Source organism: Halomonas sp. CKK8 (genome assembly GCF_029625235.1).
In the GTDB taxonomy this organism is placed as follows: Bacteria; Pseudomonadota; Gammaproteobacteria; order Pseudomonadales; family Halomonadaceae; genus Halomonas; species Halomonas ventosae.
Genome location: NZ_CP121193.1, coordinates 508,485 through 524,940 on the forward strand (window position 1 = coordinate 508,485; position 16,456 = coordinate 524,940).

The following is a 16,456-nucleotide window of genomic DNA, read 5'->3' on the forward strand; positions in this document are numbered from 1 at the left end:
CATTCGCGTGAGTAGGTGGATGGGTTGGCATGGCGACTGGATCGGCGCCCACGTCCCCGACCGTCTTGATCAGCGTGTTATCATGGCCTGGGACCAGGGTGGGGTCGTCGTTGTAGTTCATGCGTGCTCCTCAGGTTGTTATTATTGCGTCGCCTGGGGCGACGCGGGACATTCTGGGTGCGAGTGGCGGAAGATCTAACGGTCAGGCCAACTGATGCCTTGCTGCACGTGTCGTATTCAACAGCAGGCAGGCAATCGTCATCGGGCCCACGCCACCGGGCACCGGCGTAATTGCGCCAGCGACCTGGGCAACCGAGTCGAAATCCACGTCACCCACGAGCTTTCGCTTGCCATCGACATCAATGGCGTTGATGCCGACATCGATGACCGTTGCACCCGGCTTGATCCAGTCAGCATTGATGAATTCCGCCCGGCCGACCGCCGCTACCAAGATATCGGCATTGCGGCACAGTGATTCGATGTTCCTCGTTCGTGAATGGGCAATGGTGACCGTACAGTTTGCCTGCAAGAGCAGTGCAGCCATCGGCTTTCCCACGATATTGGAGCGCCCCACCACCACGACATTCTTGCCGCTAAGATCCGGATGGACCTGACGCAGCATGATCATGCAACCCTGTGGCGTGCACGGGACTAGCGATGGGCGCCCGGAAGCGAGTGCCCCGACGTTCAGTGGATGAAAGCCATCAACATCCTTGGCCGGATGGATGGACGCTATCACCACATCCTCATCGAGATGTGACGGGAGTGGCAGTTGCACCAGAATGCCGTGCACCTCAGGATCATTGTTCAGATCATCGATCAGCGCATTCAGGGTGTGCTGGGAAGTTTCGGCATCAAGGCGGTGCTCGATAGAACCCATTCCCGCCTCTGTCGCCCGCTTCACCTTGTTTCTCACATACACCTGGCTAGCGGGATCCTCCCCCACAAGCACGACAGCCAGCGTCGGCACCATGTCATGTTCGCCCTTGAGTAGCTCGACCTCAGCGGCGACTTCTTGCATGACCCGGTCCGAGAGCTGCTTTCCGTCTATGAGTTGAGTCATCATGCCCTCTGCTTCTATTTGAAAATGACGGTCTTGTTGCCCGAAAGGAAAACGCGGCTCTCGGTGTGCAGCTTGACGGCGCTTGCCAGTGCCTTCGTTTCGGTATCGCGGCCAAGCGCAACGAGTTCTTCCGGGTAGTAGGCATGATTGACGGGTAGCACGGACTGTTCGATGATCGGGCCTTCATCCAGGTCTGCGGTCACGTAGTGCGCTGTGGCACCGATCAGCTTGACGCCCCGCTCGAATGCCTGGTGATAAGGCTTGGCACCCTTGAAGCCGGGCAGGAAGGAGTGATGGATATTGATGGCACGGCCATGCAGCTGCTTGCATAGGCTATCGGACAGGACCTGCATGTAACGCGCCAGTACCACCAGCTCGGTTCCTGTCGCGTTGATGATGTCGAGTAGCTCGGCTTCCTTCTCAAGCTTGGTTTCCGCTGTCACTGGCAGGTGAACAAAGCGAAAGCCCTCACGCTCGACCAGCGGTTGAAGATCCAGGTGATTGGATACGACCGCGGTGATATCGATGTTCAGTTCGCCCTTGTGATAGCGATAAAGAAGGTCGACCAGGCAATGGTCAAACTTGGATACCATGATCATGACTTTGGTCGGGTGGCTGACCTCATGCATCGCCCAGGCTATGCCATGCTTGTCTGCCAAGGCATTGAATCCAGTACGGATGTCTTCGAAGGTGTAGCGGGAATCCGGGCTAATGTTGAATAGCGTCCGCAAGAAGAACTGACCACTGATCTTGTCATCGAATTGAGATAGTTCAGCGATATAGCCGCCGCGCTCTGTGATATACGATGCGATCCCGGCAACGATTCCAGGCGCAGTCCTGCAGCTGACAGTGAGGATGTACTGGTTGGAGTAGTCCGTGACTTGTCTCATGACAGAAAACCTTTATATATTGATGTTTGTTGGTTGATTCGCTGGCAGCAACTTGATGTATTGAGATTTTAATATTCAGGCATCAGGGTGGATTGCTTGGCGAGTGGCTAGTTGTTGCGATCAAGCTTCATGTCATTAAAGCTCACCTTGAAGCCTCGTCATGGTCTTCTGCTGGGTTCGACGCGTTACGTGCTACACGCAGCCAGGACGAGCTTCCCTTCTGGCTATGATCAACTGGCAGTTGCACCACATGGATCTTGTCGCCGCCTTTCATCTTCTGACTTCCATCCCAGGCTTCGACCCAGACACATCGCATCTCCGGATTGACCTCACAGTTGCCGTTGGCGCGTACCCCGCCACAAGGACCGTTGCGCAAGGACTTAGGGCAATTCATGGGACATGACATCCCGGTAGAGCTGAGGATGCACTGACCACACATCTTGCAGTCGAACAGTAATCCCTTGCTGATCTTTTCCAGCTTGCTCACCGGCTTTTCTGCGCGCTGGTAGCCTACCGAGTTCCAAAGCGGCTGCAACTTGACGACGACCGGTTCGAATATTCGGTATACACCCTCAAGGAATCTTGCGTGCCGCACGGCCCAAAGACGAATTGGATACATGTGTCTCTCCTTTAACGGCAACGCCACTGTGAAGCTGATCATGGATCCCTGGATCCGTGAGACGCCTGCTTGATCCCTTTATAACCAACAAGAAACTTCTCGCCTTGCCAGGTAAATCCTTTCCTGGCGAAGAGGTTGGTATTACAAGGTTTCATGGCACTCACGGATGCAGGGGATTTTCAAGTCAACCGCTAGACCGGCTTTTCAAGCGGATGTGGCGATCTTCTTCTTGGGGTCGAAGAAGGGCTTTTCGACCACAACAGCCTTCACGGGGCCGGAGGCGGTTGGAATTTCCAGTTCAGTGCCGGGCGCGGCATGTTCAGCGGCCACCATGGCCAGCGCAATGTTCTGCTCAAGGCGCGGGGAGTAGACCGCAGACGTCACCTTTCCGACGGTCTCGCCATCCTTGCTGAGTGGCCAGTACCTGGTGTTGGGTCTCTTGAGGGGCGACATATCGATACGCAGCCCGACCTGCTTGCGACTCACGCCCTTCTTACGGATGCGCTGCAACGCGGCCTTGCCGATAAACTCCGCCTCCATGTCCGGGTTCACCAGACGGTCCATCCCGAGTTCGTAAGGATTGGTGTTACTGTCCGCATCAGCGTGATAGGAGAGCATTCCACCTTCGATGCGGCGAATCGTGGAGGTATGACCAGGCTTCAGCCCAAAGGGCGCACCTGCGGCCATGATCTTTTCCCAGAGTTCGTCACCTCGCGTACCGTCACGTAGATAGAGTTCATAGCCCAGCTCGCTCGACCAGCCCGTGCGCGAGACAATCAGCGGGATGCCATCAAGCTCGATCTCGCGCAACCAGTAGTAGCGCAGGTCCATGATGCTCTCGCCAAAGAGACTCTTCATCACCTCTCCCGAGTTCGGGCCTTGGAGTTGCAGAGGCGAAACGTCGGGTTCGCGGATGCTGACATCGAGCCCGGCATGAACCGCAACACCTTGCGCCCACAGGAGGATGTCGCTGTCAGCCAGAGAGATCCAGAAGTGATTCTCTGCGAGCCGTAGCAGGATCGGGTCGTTCAGAATGCCACCGTCCGCATTGGTGATGAGGATATACTTGCACTGACCGACAGCCATTTCCGAGAGATCACGCGGGGTCAGGCTCTGCACGAATTTCGCCGCATCCGGACCGGTGATTTCCACCTGCCGCTCGCCGGCAACGTCACAAAGGATGGCCTCATTCACGAGGTTCCAGAAATTCTGTTCCGGATCCCCGAAGTCACGCGGGATATACATGTGGTTGTATACTGAAAAACCCTTTGCCCCCCAGCGGACTGTTGCGTCAAAGTAGGGAGACTTCCGGATCTGTGTTCCGAATCCAAAGTCATCGGCTTTTTCTATGTTGGCTGACGTAAGATTTGTCATTGTAGTTACCTTTCCTGATATAAAGTTCAAGGGGCAGCGCGAACTGGCTGATTCGGCACAGCTCAATATAGGCTCACATGGCGGTGTGAAGCGGTCTAAAATCACTGCGAATTGGATTCGAACAGACCAGTTTTTTACGTAGCGCAGTCCATTTGGTCTGGCTTGCCCGTGAAGGGCCTTGTCGTCGCTGGGCGTGGGCTTTACCACCTTCCCCAGCTGCCGGGCGATCCGTCGTTGGCTCATGCCGAAGTCAAAGCAGGGGTGAGTCTGATACCGTTGAGGCTAGGGCTGCTGTCGGTATCGCCTGCCCTGCTGCACTGTCGTTGCAGAGCCGAGAAGGCACGGCGCTGGTGCTCTCGCCTCTACCTGCTGCTCCAGGAGGCGGCGGTTCTTCTATGAGTCCGGATTGTGGGGGGATGCATGGTGAGCAAGGAACATCGTGATATCGAGCATCAACGGGTAGGCATCCCGCGGCAGGGGGAGCGTCTGGCACCGGCTTGGGCCGGAATCGTCGATGCCTGTCTCGTGGAGGCACCATGAAGACGCTATCAAGCACAGGGTTTGCGATCTTTGGCGCAGCGCTGGTCGCGATCAGTTACGGGCTCGCGCGCTTCGCTTTCGGGCTTTTCGTGCCCCCTATCCGGGACGAACTGGGACTCACGCCGTATGTGATCGGCATCATCGGCGCGCTGCCGCTCATCAGTTTCCTGTTGGCCACGGCGATCGCCCCGTTAATCACCGCTTATTTCGGGGCCCGCAACACGGCGATGCTCTCCGGGACGTTCGGCGTCGGGGGGGGGGGGGGGGGGAGCCCCCCCCCCCCCCCCCCCCGGGGGGGGGGGGGGGGGGGGGGGGGGGGGGGGGGGGGGGGCGCTCCCCCCCCCCCCCCCCGACGCGCTGATGCTGGGCATGGGGGTGTTCGCATGCGGCATCTGCACGGGCCTGATGATGCCGGCGCTCACGGCCGCCATGCAGGCGGTGGTCAAACGCTCGATGCATGGGCGCGTCAGCTCGGTCATGAACGCGGGGACCAGCATCGGCGTGATCGTGGCCGTGCCGACGGTGCTGTTCCTGGCCGGTGCCTGGCGCTTGGCGTACCTCTCCTTTGCCGTCCTGGCAGGCATCGGCGTCATTGCCGCCTGGCTCTTCCTGCCCTCGGTGTCGCGGATCACGCCGGGGAACGCCGCGCCGCCGCCCCCGATCAGTGAACTGCCCTGGTCACGGCTTGTCAGGCTCTCGCTCTTTGCCTTCCTGATGGGCTTCATCTCCTCCGCGTACTGGATCTTCGCGCCTGACCTGGTGGTCACCCTCGGCGGCCTGCCGCCCGGCGCCACCGGATGGCTCTGGCTCTCGGTGGGCATCGCCGGCCTCGGCGGGGCGGTGGTGGCCGACCTGGCCGATCGCAACAACCCACCCATCACGCAGGCCCTGATGCTGATGATGCTGGCCGCGAGCCTGGCACTGCTTGCCGCTAGCCCCGGTCAGTCATGGCTGGCGGCCTTCTCTGCACTGGTCTTCGGCCTGGCCTACATGAGCCTGACGGGGCTCTACCTCATGACCGGCATCCGCCTGTTGCCGGGCAGACTTTCGGTGGGGCCGGTACTGCCCTTCATGGCGGTATCGCTGGGTCAGGCGTCCGGCTCGCCTGTCGTTGGTGGGCTGGTGGATGCATTCGGCTACGCCGATGCCTTTGCCATGTTCGCCGCGCTCGGCATCCTGGTGGCGATCCTGTCGCCCTTCTACCCGGGCCACATCGCCCAGGCCGAGGAGGACGAGGAGGACTCCGGCCTCCAGGCGGCGTACGATCACCAACTCCAGAATGAGGAGGGCGAGCCACTGGAGCCCGTTGTGGATGAGGCTGAAAATGCGGATGACGCTGAAAAGCCCGCCGTCAACCCATGACGGCGGCCCTGGGGTATCCGGGCACCTGAGGCGGTGCCCGGGCACAAATGAGCCGGTGACCGATACCCGGCTCATTTCCCCTGTCGATCACACAGTGTATCGGCGACTGCTCGGACCTCGTATCGGCGATCTGCCAGAGGTCGGTCCCCGTAGGGGAGTAGTGCCGAACGGATATTGGAGCCAGTTGCCGAACGCCTGCGCTTCCGGTTCAGTTTCCTGAATCAGCCATCAAGCAGGAAAGTTTGGGGTGAGCCGATTTGATGTCTCGGGTTGCGATGTAGGTCATGTAGCGTTCGATTCCCAGCTCCTCTGAAAGAAGCCTGTCCATGACCTGCTGAAAGGCGGAAAGGCTGGGCGCGACGACCTTCAGGACGTAATCCATGCCGCCACCCGTCGCTATGCATTCGACGACCTCGTCCACCTGGCGGATATAGGCCTCGAAGCGCTCGAAAGCCGATTTTTGATGCCCCTTCAGCGAAACGGTCACGATGACTTTCGAGACATCCACGATCTTGTCCAGCGAGATGTCCGCATGATACCCACGTATCAGGCCAGCTTCCTTCAATCGGTTGAAACGAATCCAGCACGGCGTCGGGGAAAGATTGACCAGCTCCGATAGCCTGATCTTGCTGAGCTGCCCGTGCTGCTGCACGGCGGACAGGATGCGCATGTCGGCAGCATCAAGAGTAACTTTCCTCATGTGCTCTCAGCCTCTGTTTGATTGCCGCAGGCGGGGCCGTCGTCGTTTCATGTGGATCTGGCCTGAGTTCACAGTCTAGATCGTCGCGATGACATTGGCCCCGTTACGGTAGACACATGGACTGATCGAGATGCTGCGTATTCCACGCCACCATGAAGGAGTCGGGTCAATGGCTCATGCTCTCGGCGGCGTAGCGCCGGCACTTGTCCCGAGCGTTGATCAAGACGTCACGCAACAGCTCTTCGGCGCTGGGATGGTAGACCGGCATCTCCAGGACCTGCTCTGCCGTCATGCCGTGCGTGATGGCCAGGGCAAGCAGGTGCGCCAGGTGTTCCGCCTTGTACCCGAGCAGCTCGGCGCCCAGTATCACACCGGTTTTCGCGTCCAGGTAGACCTGGATGCGCCCTTCGACCTTGTTCCACACGACATGGCGAGGGCTGGTAAACGGCAGGTCGCCCATGACGATCTCCTGGCCCTCGAGTTGCCGGAAGCTCTGGCCGATGGTGGCGATCTGCGGATCGGTGAAGGCCACCATCAGCGGCGGTCGGCGCTTTGCAGGCACCAGGGTCGGGTAGTTCAAGGCATTATCGGCGGCGATACGTCCCTCATCGAAGGCCTCGTGCCACAACGGCAGGTGGTCGGTCACGTCGCCGGCGATAAAGATAGGAAGGTCCGAGCAGCGCATCGTCTGCGGGTCGAATGTCACCGCGCCCGACTCGGTGATTTCCACGCCCGTATGCTCCATGCCCAGTCGGTCCACGTTGGGGATCCTCCCCGTGGCCACCAGTACCCTGTCGAACACCCTGGTGATCCGCTGTCCGTTCGCTTGCTCGTACTCGAGCCAGGCGCCTTCCGCGTCCTCCCGGGTGCTCACCACCTGGCCGACGGGGTAGATATCCAGTTCGGTGCCGAGCAGATCGAGCGCTTGCTGCTGCATGGCCGGATGGGTGAGGGCGTTGATCCTTCCGGAGCGGCCGTAGATGGTCGTCTCGACGCCCAGCCGATGGAGTGCCTGCCCCAGTTCCAGCGCAATCACTCCCGTACCGATCACGGCGATCGAGCGGGGCAGGTCCTCCAGCTCGAAGACCGTGTCGCTGGTGAGCACGCGGGCCATGACGGGCTCGAACACCTCGCTGACCGCCGGCCTGGAGCCGCAGGCGAGGATGAACTTCTTCGCATTGACCTCGACCGATTCATCCACCCTGAGCCGGCCCGGTCCGATAAACCTGGCGCGCCCCTCAAGCTTGTGGTGGGCCGGAATCTTGTCGACGTAGCGGAGGTTGTTGGCGACGAAGCGATTATCTCGCTCGCGGCGCAACCGTTCGAAGACCTTGCGGCCATCCACGCGACCCGTCGCTGTCACCCCGAAAAACTCGCTGGTATTCAAGTGGTGCGCATAATCGGCAGCGGTGATCATCAGCTTGCTGGGCATGCAGCCGACTCGCGCACAGGTGGTGCCGTAGGGACCATCCTGGATCATCACCAGGCTGTCGGTCTTGCGGCTGATCCTCGAGTAGGCGCCCAGCCCGGCGGTGCCGGCGCCGATGATGGCGTATTCAACATTCATGGTCTTCATGGCAGGTTCGCTCATGCGGCGCCTCATCGTACAGGGTGTCTTATTGTTCAAGGCGGAACTTGGAGGTGGAGGGTTTCAGCGATTGGCTTCAGTCCCGGCTGAATGATGAAAGGCTGGCGAAGTAATATTCAAAAGCTTGTGTTGTTATAAGGGATAGAGAGTAAATATCGTCAGCCCAGGGCAGGCTATCCGGGGCCTTTCAGGCGGTAAAGCGATAGATTCTCACTGTTTGGCTTATTTTTTCTAACCCAAGGGTGATGGCCTGGTGGGCCAGAGCTGCCCTTGGTGAGGTATGGTGGCGCACCTGGGCCCCCTCCCCAGGGCTGGCAAGGCCTCACGTTAGCCAGGCTAATCCAACTACTTAGAAATCGTCGCTTTCCGGGCGTTTCCCGGATCACATACGATTCGCAGAGATTCGCAGAAAGGAAGCCTAACCATGTCAGTCCACCAGTCCGCCATCCGTTGGCAGCGAAACCCTCATGAAGCCGATGCCAACACCTACTCGCGCAACCATCAGGTTACATTGAATGGTGGCCAGCAGCTCAATGTTTCCGCGTCGGCTGAGTTCAAGGGTGATTCAAGCTGCGCCGACCCGGAACAGATGCTGGTCAGTGCGGTGTCCAGCTGTCATATGCTGTTCTTGCTGGCGATCGCCGATTTCCAGGGGTATCAGGTCGAATCCTATCACGACGATCCCGTCGGCCATCTGGAACGCAACGACAAGAAAGGGATGGAGGTGACGCGTATCGTGCTGTCACCGCGCATCACCTTCGGCGGCGATAACATGCCGAATCAGGAAGCAATATCCAGAATCCACGCCGGCGCCCATCGTAACTGTTTCATCCGTAATTCGATCACCGCCGAGGTGTCGATCAACCATAGCTAGTCAGCCATTCCTGGCGGGAGTCAAATATGCATAACAGCCAAACTTCGGAAAGTATCCTGCTCAGAGAGGATAGGGACGGGGCTGTCACCCTCACGTTGAATCGGCCGGACAAGTTCAACACCCTTTCCGAGGCGATGCTGGCCGAGTTGCAGCGGGAGCTGGACGCGATTGCCGCCGACCCTGCCGTTCGCTGTGTGGTGATCGGTGCCAGGGGACGGGGCTTTTGCGCCGGTCACGACCTGCGGGAGATGCGTGCCAATCCTGATCACTCCTATTATCAGGCGCTGTTCCGTCGCTGCAGCCGAGTGATGCAGAGTATCGTCGCGCTGCCGGTGCCGGTCATCGCCAACGTCCAGGGCATGGCCACGGCAGCGGGGTGCCAGCTGGTGGCCAGCTGTGACCTGGCCATCGCTGCCCGATCGGCCAGCTTCGCGGTATCGGGCATCAACGTGGGCCTGTTCTGCTCGACCCCCGCCGTGGCGCTGTCACGCAACATCCCCCCCAAGCGGGCGTTCGACATGCTGGTATCAGGCCACTTCATCGATGCGGAGACGGCACTGGAGTGGGGGCTGTTGAGTGGCGTCACCGACGATGCCGACCTGGACGCGGCCGTTGACGAAAAGGTGGCACAGATCCTGGGCAAGAGCCCTGCGGCGGTGCGTTTCGGAAAGTCCATGTTCCACCACCAGCGTCAGATGGCCCTGGAAGACGCCTACGACTTTGCCGGCGATGTGATGGCCGAGAACATGTTGAGCCCTGACGCAGGCGAGGGGATCGATGCCTTTCTCGCCAAGCGCAAACCCGTCTGGGAGCAGCCAGGCCGCTAGCGCCGCTGTATGCCAGAAAACCCTGATGCCGATCAGGCCGCGGATTCGAGAGTGGCATGGCCGGTGAAACGCCGAGTCTTGAACCCTCCCTTACAATAACAGGGGTTACACCATGAGTGATGTCTGCCAGTTCAATGAGGCTCTCGAGAAAACGGCGGCAAATCATGTACCGCTGTCCCCCTTGAGCTTCATCAAGCGGGCTGCTGCCGTTTATCCTGACAGGACGGCGCTGATCTACCACGAGACGCGTTACAGCTGGCAGCAGACCTATGACCGCTGTTGTCGACTGGCTTCCCTGTTGAAGCATTTCGGCATCGAGAGGGGTGATACGGTGGCCGTCATGTTGCCGAACGTCCCGGCCATGTACGAGGCCCATTTCGGGGTTCCCATGGTGGGCGCGGTGTTGAACGCGATCAACATTCGCCTGGACCCGGAGGCGGTGGCCTTTATCCTCGAACATAGCCGCTCGCGCCTGCTGCTGGTGGACCCCGAGTACGTGGAGGTGGTCGAGAAGGCCCTGGCCCGCCTGGAAGGGCCGGCGCCCAGGGTGATCAACGTATCCGACCCGAGCCAGGGCGAAGAGCGTCTGATCGGCGACCTGGAGTACGAGGCGCTGCTGGCCGAGCAGCCGGCACGGGACGACTGGCAGCTGCCGGCCGACGAGTGGGATGCGATCGCCCTAGGGTACACCTCCGGTACCACCGGCAACCCCAAGGGAGTCGTCACCCACCATCGGGGCGCCTACCTGAATGCGGTCAGCAACGTGCTCTCCTGGACCCTGCCCTCCCGCGTGGTCTACCTGTGGACCCTGCCGATGTTTCACTGCAACGGCTGGTGCTTCCCTTGGACGCTGGCGGCGATCGGCGGGACCAGCGTCTGCCTGCGCCGGGTCGACCCGCAGGAGATCCTGCGCCTGATCAGGCAGCATCGGGTCAGCCACTACTGCGGTGCGCCCATCGTCCACTCGATGATCGCCGATGCTGCCGGTGCCGAGCAGGAAGCGATCGACCACAAGGTGTCGGGGCTGATCGCCGGTGCGGCACCGCCGGCGTCGGTGCTGGAGCGGATGGAGAAGCTCGGTGTCGAGCTCACCCACGTCTACGGGCTCACCGAGACCTACGGCCCCGCCTCTGTGTGCGCCAAGCAGGATGGCTGGGACCAGCGCCCCCTGGAGGAGCGGGTCCGGCTCAATGGACGTCAGGGGGTCACCTATCCCCTGCAGGAGGGCATCGCGGTACTCGACCCGGCCACGCTGGAGCCCGTCCCCGCCGACGGCGAGACGGTAGGCGAGATCATGTTCCGGGGCAACATCGTCATGAAGGGGTATCTGCGCAACGAGGCCGCGACCAGCGAAGCCTTTGCCGGCGGCTGGTTTCACTCTGGTGACTTGGGTGTGGTGGAATCGGATGGCTACATCAAGATTCGCGACCGACTGAAGGACGTGATCATCTCCGGTGGGGAAAACATCTCCTCGATGGAGGTGGAGGAGATCATCCAGCGGCATGAAGATGTCGAGCTCGCGGCGGTCGTGGCGATGGCGGATGCCAAGTGGGGCGAAGTCCCCGCGGCCTTCGTCCAGTTGCGCCCCGGTAGCGAGCTCAGCGAAGACGCGCTGATCCGCTTCTGCAGGGAGAATATCAGCCGCTTCAAGGCGCCCAAGAAGGTGATCTTCGGACCCTTGCCGACCACCCCCACGGGGAAGATCCAGAAGTTCCAGTTGCGCAAGCAGCTCGAGACCGGCCCGTCAGCCTGAGTTGGGCGAGGATGAAGGGTTGGAGCAGCGGCGCTGGCGGAACGACGACACGGCTCCTCGACGAGAGAAGGAACATATCATGTACAAGGTGCGTCGCTGGGTAGTTCGCCATGCCAGAGTCTTCGAGATGATCTACCGGCGTTTCGAGCCGGTACTGGTCAAGCTCGCCCCCGTGTGGAGGCGACTGGGTCACGAGCGTGTCGAGGCGCCGGTGAGGGTGGTAGAAAAGGCCGCCAAGGGGGCGCTTTTCGATTGTCAGATGTGCGGTCAGTGCATTCTCTCTGCCACCGGCATGTCCTGTCCCATGAACTGCCCCAAGACACTGCGCAACGGCCCCTGTGGCGGAGTGCGTGCCGATGGGCATTGCGAGGTGAAGCCAGAGATGATGTGTGTCTGGGTCGATGCCTGGGAAGGAAGTCGTCAGATGAAACAGGGCGATCTCATCCACGCGGTCCAGTTGCCGGTCGACCATCGCCTCACGGGAAGCTCGTCCTGGCTTCGCGTGGTTCGCCAGCAGGAAGCTACCTCCTCTTCAACCGCCAACAGAGAGACAACAAGATGAAGTTCGATGACGAGCCCGTTCCGGGCTACTCCCTGCCGATCCTGCCCGGCCATGTCTCCCCCGGGCGGCTGGAGAGGGTGCTGCGGGCGGGCAAGTTTGCCATCACCAGCGAGATCGACCCGCCGGACTCTGCCGACCCGGCCGAGGTGCTCAAGCGGGCGGCCATCTTCGATGGCTATGTCGATGCCATCAACGCCACGGATGGCTCCGGCGCCAACTGCCACATGTCCAGCGTCAGCGTCTGCTCGCTGCTGACCCGGGTCGGCTATGCCACCATCCTGCAGATATCGTGCCGTGACCGTAACCGCATCGCCATGCAGGGCGAGATCCTCGGTGGCGCGGCCATGGGCGCCTGCAACCTGCTGTGTCTGACCGGTGACGGTGTGCAGGCCGGTGACCATCCCCAGGCCAAGCCGGTCTTCGATCTCGACTCCATCTCGCTGCTGCAGGTCGCCCGCAACATGCGCGACGAGCAGCGCTTCGAGAGCGGGCGACGCATCGAGACGCCCCCACGGATCTTTCTGGGTGCGGCCGAGAACCCCTTCGTGCCGCCGCTGGACTGGCGGCCGCTTCGCCTGGCCAAGAAGGTGGCGGCCGGTGCCCAGTTCATCCAGACCCAGTACTGCTTCGATATCGAGCGGTTGCGCGACTTCATGCTCAAGGTGAACGACCTCGGCCTGCTGGAAGGCCCCGACCGCGTCTTCATCCTGCCCGGGATCGGGCCCCTGGCGTCGGCACGCAGCGCCCGCTGGATCCGCGAGAATGTCCCCGGGGTGCATATCCCCGACGCGGTGATCGAGCGGCTCGAGGGGGCCAAGAACCAGAAGGAGGAGGGCAAGCGGCTCTGCATGGACCTGCTTAACGAGATCCGCGAGATTCCGGGCGTCAGCGGCGCGCACATCATGGCCTACCGCCAGGAGCACAGTGTGGCGGAGATCATCGAGGAGACGGGGGTGCTCGAAGGCCGCGTGCCCTGGTACCCGGGGCGCGACGACCCGAAGGCGCTCAACCCCGAATCCCCGGAAGCCTTGTCGCTCTAGCCTGATGGATCGTGATACCGGCGCCGGGACGGCGCCGGACTACACCTCCCTAGGCCTGCGCGGCGTCACCGGCGGTACCGGGTGAGGGGATATCGGCCTCCTCCAGCAACCATTCACGAAACTGTCCGGCGATCGGCCGTTCCAGGCCTTCGCCCGCACTGACCACGTAGTACGCCTGGTCGGAGTTCAGGGGAGCATCGGCCAGCACCACCAGCTTTCCGGCACTCAGTTCCGCCTGGAGGAGCTCCCGGCTGCCGAGCAGCACGCCCTGGCCGGCGATGGCCGCCTCCAGCGCCAGCAGCCCGTTGCCGAATCGCAGCTCCCGTAGCGTGCCGGTGTCACATCCCTGCTGCTTGAACCATTCTCTCCAACCATAGGGCTCGTTGATGCGGGTGAGGGTACTGTCACACAGCAACGGTACTCCGCGCAGTGCGTCGACACCCTCCAAGGTGGCAGCCAGTTCCGGTGCGCAGATCGGCACCAGGTCCAGGCTCATCAGCCGCTGGGGCGCCAGGTCCGCGTAGTTGCCGTAGCCGAGGCGCACGGAAACGTCGATGCCCGCGCGCTTGAGATCGGCCGGACCGAAGTCGCTGTCACGTCGGCGATCCACCGTATGCAGGCTTGCCTGCAGCCGCACTTCGGCGTCCGGGCAACGGGCGTAGAAACGGTGCAGGCGTGGCACGATCCACTTGGTGGCGAACAGGGGTTCGGCGCACACGGTGACGATCAGGCGCTCTTCGCCATAGGCGCGGATCTTGTCCACCGCACGCCCCAGGGCATCAAACCCCTCATGCAGCTCCGGCAGGGCCACGCGCGCGGCCGGGGTCAGGCTGACCCGCCGGTGGTGGCGGACGAAGAGGTCGACGCCGAGATACTCCTCGAGCGACTTTATCTGGTGGCTGATCGCCGCCGGCGTGACATTGAGCTCTTTGGCGGCCGCGGCGAAACTCCTGGTGCGCGCGGCGACCTCGAAATAGGAGAGGGCGATCAGGGGGGGGAGGCGTGACATGGCGAACTCTCACGGCAATGGCGGTGGGGCACTGCGCAATCACGTGCCCCGTCAAGGGTCACTATAAGCGCTGCTGGGAGAGCCTGGGCCCGTCGCGTATCCCGGGCAGACACTCGCTCGGGCCCGGGACGAGCATCGCCGAGCCTCAGCCCCGCTCCTTCTTGAGCGTCTTGGTCCAGCGCTGCCGGGCATACTTGCGAAGGTTGGCCACGTTGTCGGTCTCGTCGACGATGTCCTGTCCCAGGATGGTCTCGATGACGTCTTCCAGGGTGACAAGCCCGACCCAGGTGCCGAGGTCGTCATACACCACGCAGAGGTGCTGTCGATCCAGGACCATCATCGTGAAGACCTGCTCGACGTTCTCCTCGGCCGACAGCGACTTGACGGGATGCATCAGCGACTTGAGGTCCGCCTCCCCATCGGCATGGTAGGTGTCGGCCTTGTGGACATAGCCCAGCGCCTGCTCGCCACCGTCCATCACCGGAAAGCGGGTGAAGGGCGAGCGGCCCAGGGCCTGGTCGAACTCGTCCACCGTCATCTGCGGCTTCACCGTCAGCGCCACGGTGCGCGGCGTCATCACGCTCTTCACCTGGATGTCGTGCAGGTTGAGGATGTTGGTGATGACCCGTGTCTCGTCGGCGTCCAGCGCCTTCTCCTCGAGGCCGATCTGCGCCAGTGCCTTTATCTCGCCCCGCATGTCCGTCTCATGGGCACCCTTGCCGATGCGCCTGGTGATGCGTTCGGACATCCAGATGAAGGGCTTCAGTATCCAGATCATGCCGTCGAGCGTGGTGGCCATCACCGAGGAGAGTTGCCGCCAGTAGGTTGCCCCGATCGTCTTGGGAATGATCTCCGACACGAAGAGGATCAGCAGGGTCATCACCGCCGAGGCGATGCCGAGCCAGGCCTCGCCGAAGACCACCGTCACCTGGGCCCCGACCCCTGTAGCCCCCACGGTATGGGCAATGGTGTTCAGGGTCAGGATGGCGGCAAGAGGCTGGTCGATGTTCTGCTTCAGGCGCGTGAGCCGTTCGTGGAGCGCCGGCCGCGTGTCGCGCACCTGAGCGACATAGCTCGGCGTCATCGAGAGCAATGCCGCTTCGAGCAGCGAGCAGATGAAGGACACGCCGATGGAGAGAATGGCGAATGCAGCCAGTAGTAGCATGGAGCCTCGATGAGTAGCCCGGGGACAAGGGGGAAGCCAACAGAGACAGGATCATGGTTGAACGCCCCACGCCTTGCAAGGCAGCCGGCCCGGCGGTCAGGTTGGTCCGCTCCCCGAGTCCATCGAGTGCCTGCGGTGATGTGGCGGCGACGTACCGGGAACCCCGAGCGGTATAGGGGACAGCGCTGTTGTCAGCGGCCGGGTCACGCGCTCGCCGGCAGCGAGAGCAGCAGCGGCGAGCCGACCAGGCCCTCGGAGAGGCGGGTGGTGAGCACCTCCAGGATGCCATCATGCTCCCCCGCCAGGCGCGTGGTGGTGACGCGCAGGCCCGGCGAATTCGCCATCGCCTGCGCGCAGATCTCCGCGATGTCGCCGCCCTCGCCGGCGTGGCGCCCCGGCGAGAGGAACAGCATGGCGAGTATCACCTCGCTCTCGGCCATGGCCGGTGAGGCCAGCAGGTCGACCAGCAGCGGCTCGTTGAAGCGGTAGGCCTCGCCCTCGCGGCGCTCCATGGAGGCGAAGGTCACGCAGCTGGCCTCGTCGCTGAGCAGCACGCTGAGCTGGCCGGCCAGGTAGTTGCGCACCGCCGTGACCTCGGGAATCGGGCTGCCGTGGTCGACCAGCACCACCTTTGGCTGCGAAAGGCTATCCATCTGCTCGCGCACGTTGTCGGCCAGCAGCTGTGCCAGGCGCAGGTCCGGCGGCGCCAGGCTGTCGACCAGCGGCAGCGCCACCTTGATGCCGAGCTTGGGGTAACGGGCCTGCACCTCGGCCAGCCGCTCCGGCAGGTAGCGGGTCAGCGCCTGGCTGGGGCCGAAGAAGAAGGGCAGGATCACCAGCTCGGTCGCGCCCCCTGCCGCCAGCTGCTCGGCCAGCGGCCCCAGCGAGACGGCCTTCTGGCCCTCGAGTTCCTCCGCGGGGATCTTGTAGGAGTGCAGCAGGGAGGCGGCCTCGACCTCGTGGCCGGTGGTCCGGCTCAAGGCCCGCGCCAGGCGGCGCAGGTTGAGCGTGGCCTGGGGGCGCAGGGAGCCGTTGTCGACGAGCAGGATCTTTCTCATGGAGGCCTCTTGGCTGGCACCGGATACAGGGG

At 62.1% G+C, this 16,456-nt stretch carries 15 protein-coding genes; 6 read left to right on the forward strand and 9 right to left on the reverse strand.

The annotated features are described in order from the left end of the window. Positions 1–202: 202 nt before the first annotated feature. The 4 genes from folD to P8934_RS02505 all read right to left on the reverse strand — a co-directional run bounded on the left by folD (position 203) and on the right by P8934_RS02505 (position 3,817). Entirely contained in the window at positions 203–1,063 is an 861-nt protein-coding gene (gene folD / locus P8934_RS02490; protein ID WP_278033987.1) for a bifunctional methylenetetrahydrofolate dehydrogenase/methenyltetrahydrofolate cyclohydrolase FolD, read from the reverse strand. 14 nt (positions 1,064–1,077) lie between these two features. Continuing rightward, entirely contained in the window at positions 1,078–1,953 is an 876-nt protein-coding gene (purU, locus tag P8934_RS02495) for a formyltetrahydrofolate deformylase (protein ID WP_278032769.1), read from the reverse strand. A 142-nt stretch (positions 1,954–2,095) separates the two neighbouring features. Next, positions 2,096–2,572 carry a methylenetetrahydrofolate reductase C-terminal domain-containing protein gene (locus tag P8934_RS02500; RefSeq protein WP_278032770.1) on the reverse strand — a complete coding sequence of 159 codons (477 nt, stop codon included), beginning with the start codon at positions 2,570–2,572 and terminating at the stop codon, positions 2,096–2,098. 204 nt (positions 2,573–2,776) lie between these two features. Next, positions 2,777–3,817: a glycine cleavage T C-terminal barrel domain-containing protein gene (locus tag P8934_RS02505; protein WP_278032771.1), complete on the reverse strand. Its 1,041-nt coding sequence runs from the start codon at positions 3,815–3,817 to the stop codon at positions 2,777–2,779. A 1,038-nt stretch (positions 3,818–4,855) separates the two neighbouring features. Between P8934_RS02505 and P8934_RS02510 the strand changes: the two genes are divergently transcribed. Then, entirely contained in the window at positions 4,856–5,848 is a 993-nt protein-coding gene (locus P8934_RS02510) for an MFS transporter (RefSeq protein WP_347403447.1), read from the forward strand. A gap of 208 nt (positions 5,849–6,056) precedes the next feature. On the opposite strand, the gene P8934_RS02515 is transcribed toward P8934_RS02510, so the two are convergent. Both P8934_RS02515 and P8934_RS02520 read right to left on the reverse strand, forming a co-directional pair. Further along, on the reverse strand, positions 6,057–6,548 hold the full coding sequence (locus tag P8934_RS02515; protein ID WP_278032772.1) for an Lrp/AsnC family transcriptional regulator: 492 nt from the start codon (positions 6,546–6,548) through the stop codon (positions 6,057–6,059). Positions 6,549–6,714: 166 nt separating this feature from the next. After that, positions 6,715–8,139 (reverse strand): dihydrolipoyl dehydrogenase, encoded by a 1,425-nt coding sequence (locus P8934_RS02520; protein WP_278032773.1) that lies wholly within the window; start codon positions 8,137–8,139, stop codon positions 6,715–6,717. A gap of 421 nt (positions 8,140–8,560) precedes the next feature. Here P8934_RS02520 and P8934_RS02525 point away from each other — a divergent pair, with 421 nt between their 5' ends. From P8934_RS02525 to P8934_RS02545, 5 genes are all read left to right on the forward strand, one after another. Continuing rightward, complete coding sequence (locus P8934_RS02525; protein ID WP_278032774.1) at positions 8,561–9,010, forward strand: OsmC family protein; 450 nt, start codon at positions 8,561–8,563, stop codon at positions 9,008–9,010. Between the two features lie 26 nt (positions 9,011–9,036). Next, the gene (locus tag P8934_RS02530; RefSeq protein WP_278032775.1) at positions 9,037–9,837 is read left to right on the forward strand and encodes an enoyl-CoA hydratase; all 801 of its coding nucleotides are present in this window, start codon (positions 9,037–9,039) and stop codon (positions 9,835–9,837) included. 112 nt (positions 9,838–9,949) lie between these two features. Next, on the forward strand, positions 9,950–11,590 hold the full coding sequence (locus P8934_RS02535) for an acyl-CoA synthetase (protein WP_278032776.1): 1,641 nt from the start codon (positions 9,950–9,952) through the stop codon (positions 11,588–11,590). A gap of 79 nt (positions 11,591–11,669) precedes the next feature. Continuing rightward, positions 11,670–12,152, forward strand: a complete 483-nt coding sequence (locus P8934_RS02540; RefSeq protein ID WP_278032777.1) for a methylenetetrahydrofolate reductase C-terminal domain-containing protein — start codon at positions 11,670–11,672, stop codon at positions 12,150–12,152. Then, positions 12,149–13,192, forward strand: coding sequence for a methylenetetrahydrofolate reductase (locus tag P8934_RS02545; RefSeq protein ID WP_278032778.1), 1,044 nt, complete (start codon positions 12,149–12,151; stop codon positions 13,190–13,192). The genes P8934_RS02540 and P8934_RS02545 overlap by 4 nt, the downstream gene beginning before the upstream one ends. Positions 13,193–13,241: 49 nt before the next feature. On the opposite strand, the gene P8934_RS02550 is transcribed toward P8934_RS02545, so the two are convergent. From P8934_RS02550 to P8934_RS02560, 3 genes are all read right to left on the reverse strand, one after another. Further along, complete coding sequence (locus P8934_RS02550; protein WP_278032779.1) at positions 13,242–14,201, reverse strand: LysR family transcriptional regulator; 960 nt, start codon at positions 14,199–14,201, stop codon at positions 13,242–13,244. 145 nt (positions 14,202–14,346) lie between these two features. Then, a complete protein-coding gene (locus P8934_RS02555; RefSeq protein ID WP_278032780.1) occupies positions 14,347–15,366 on the reverse strand; it encodes a CNNM domain-containing protein in 1,020 nt (339 codons plus the stop codon). Positions 15,367–15,569: 203 nt separating this feature from the next. Then, positions 15,570–16,424: a CbiX/SirB N-terminal domain-containing protein gene (locus tag P8934_RS02560; RefSeq protein WP_278032781.1), complete on the reverse strand. Its 855-nt coding sequence runs from the start codon at positions 16,422–16,424 to the stop codon at positions 15,570–15,572. Positions 16,425–16,456: the final 32 nt, after the last annotated feature.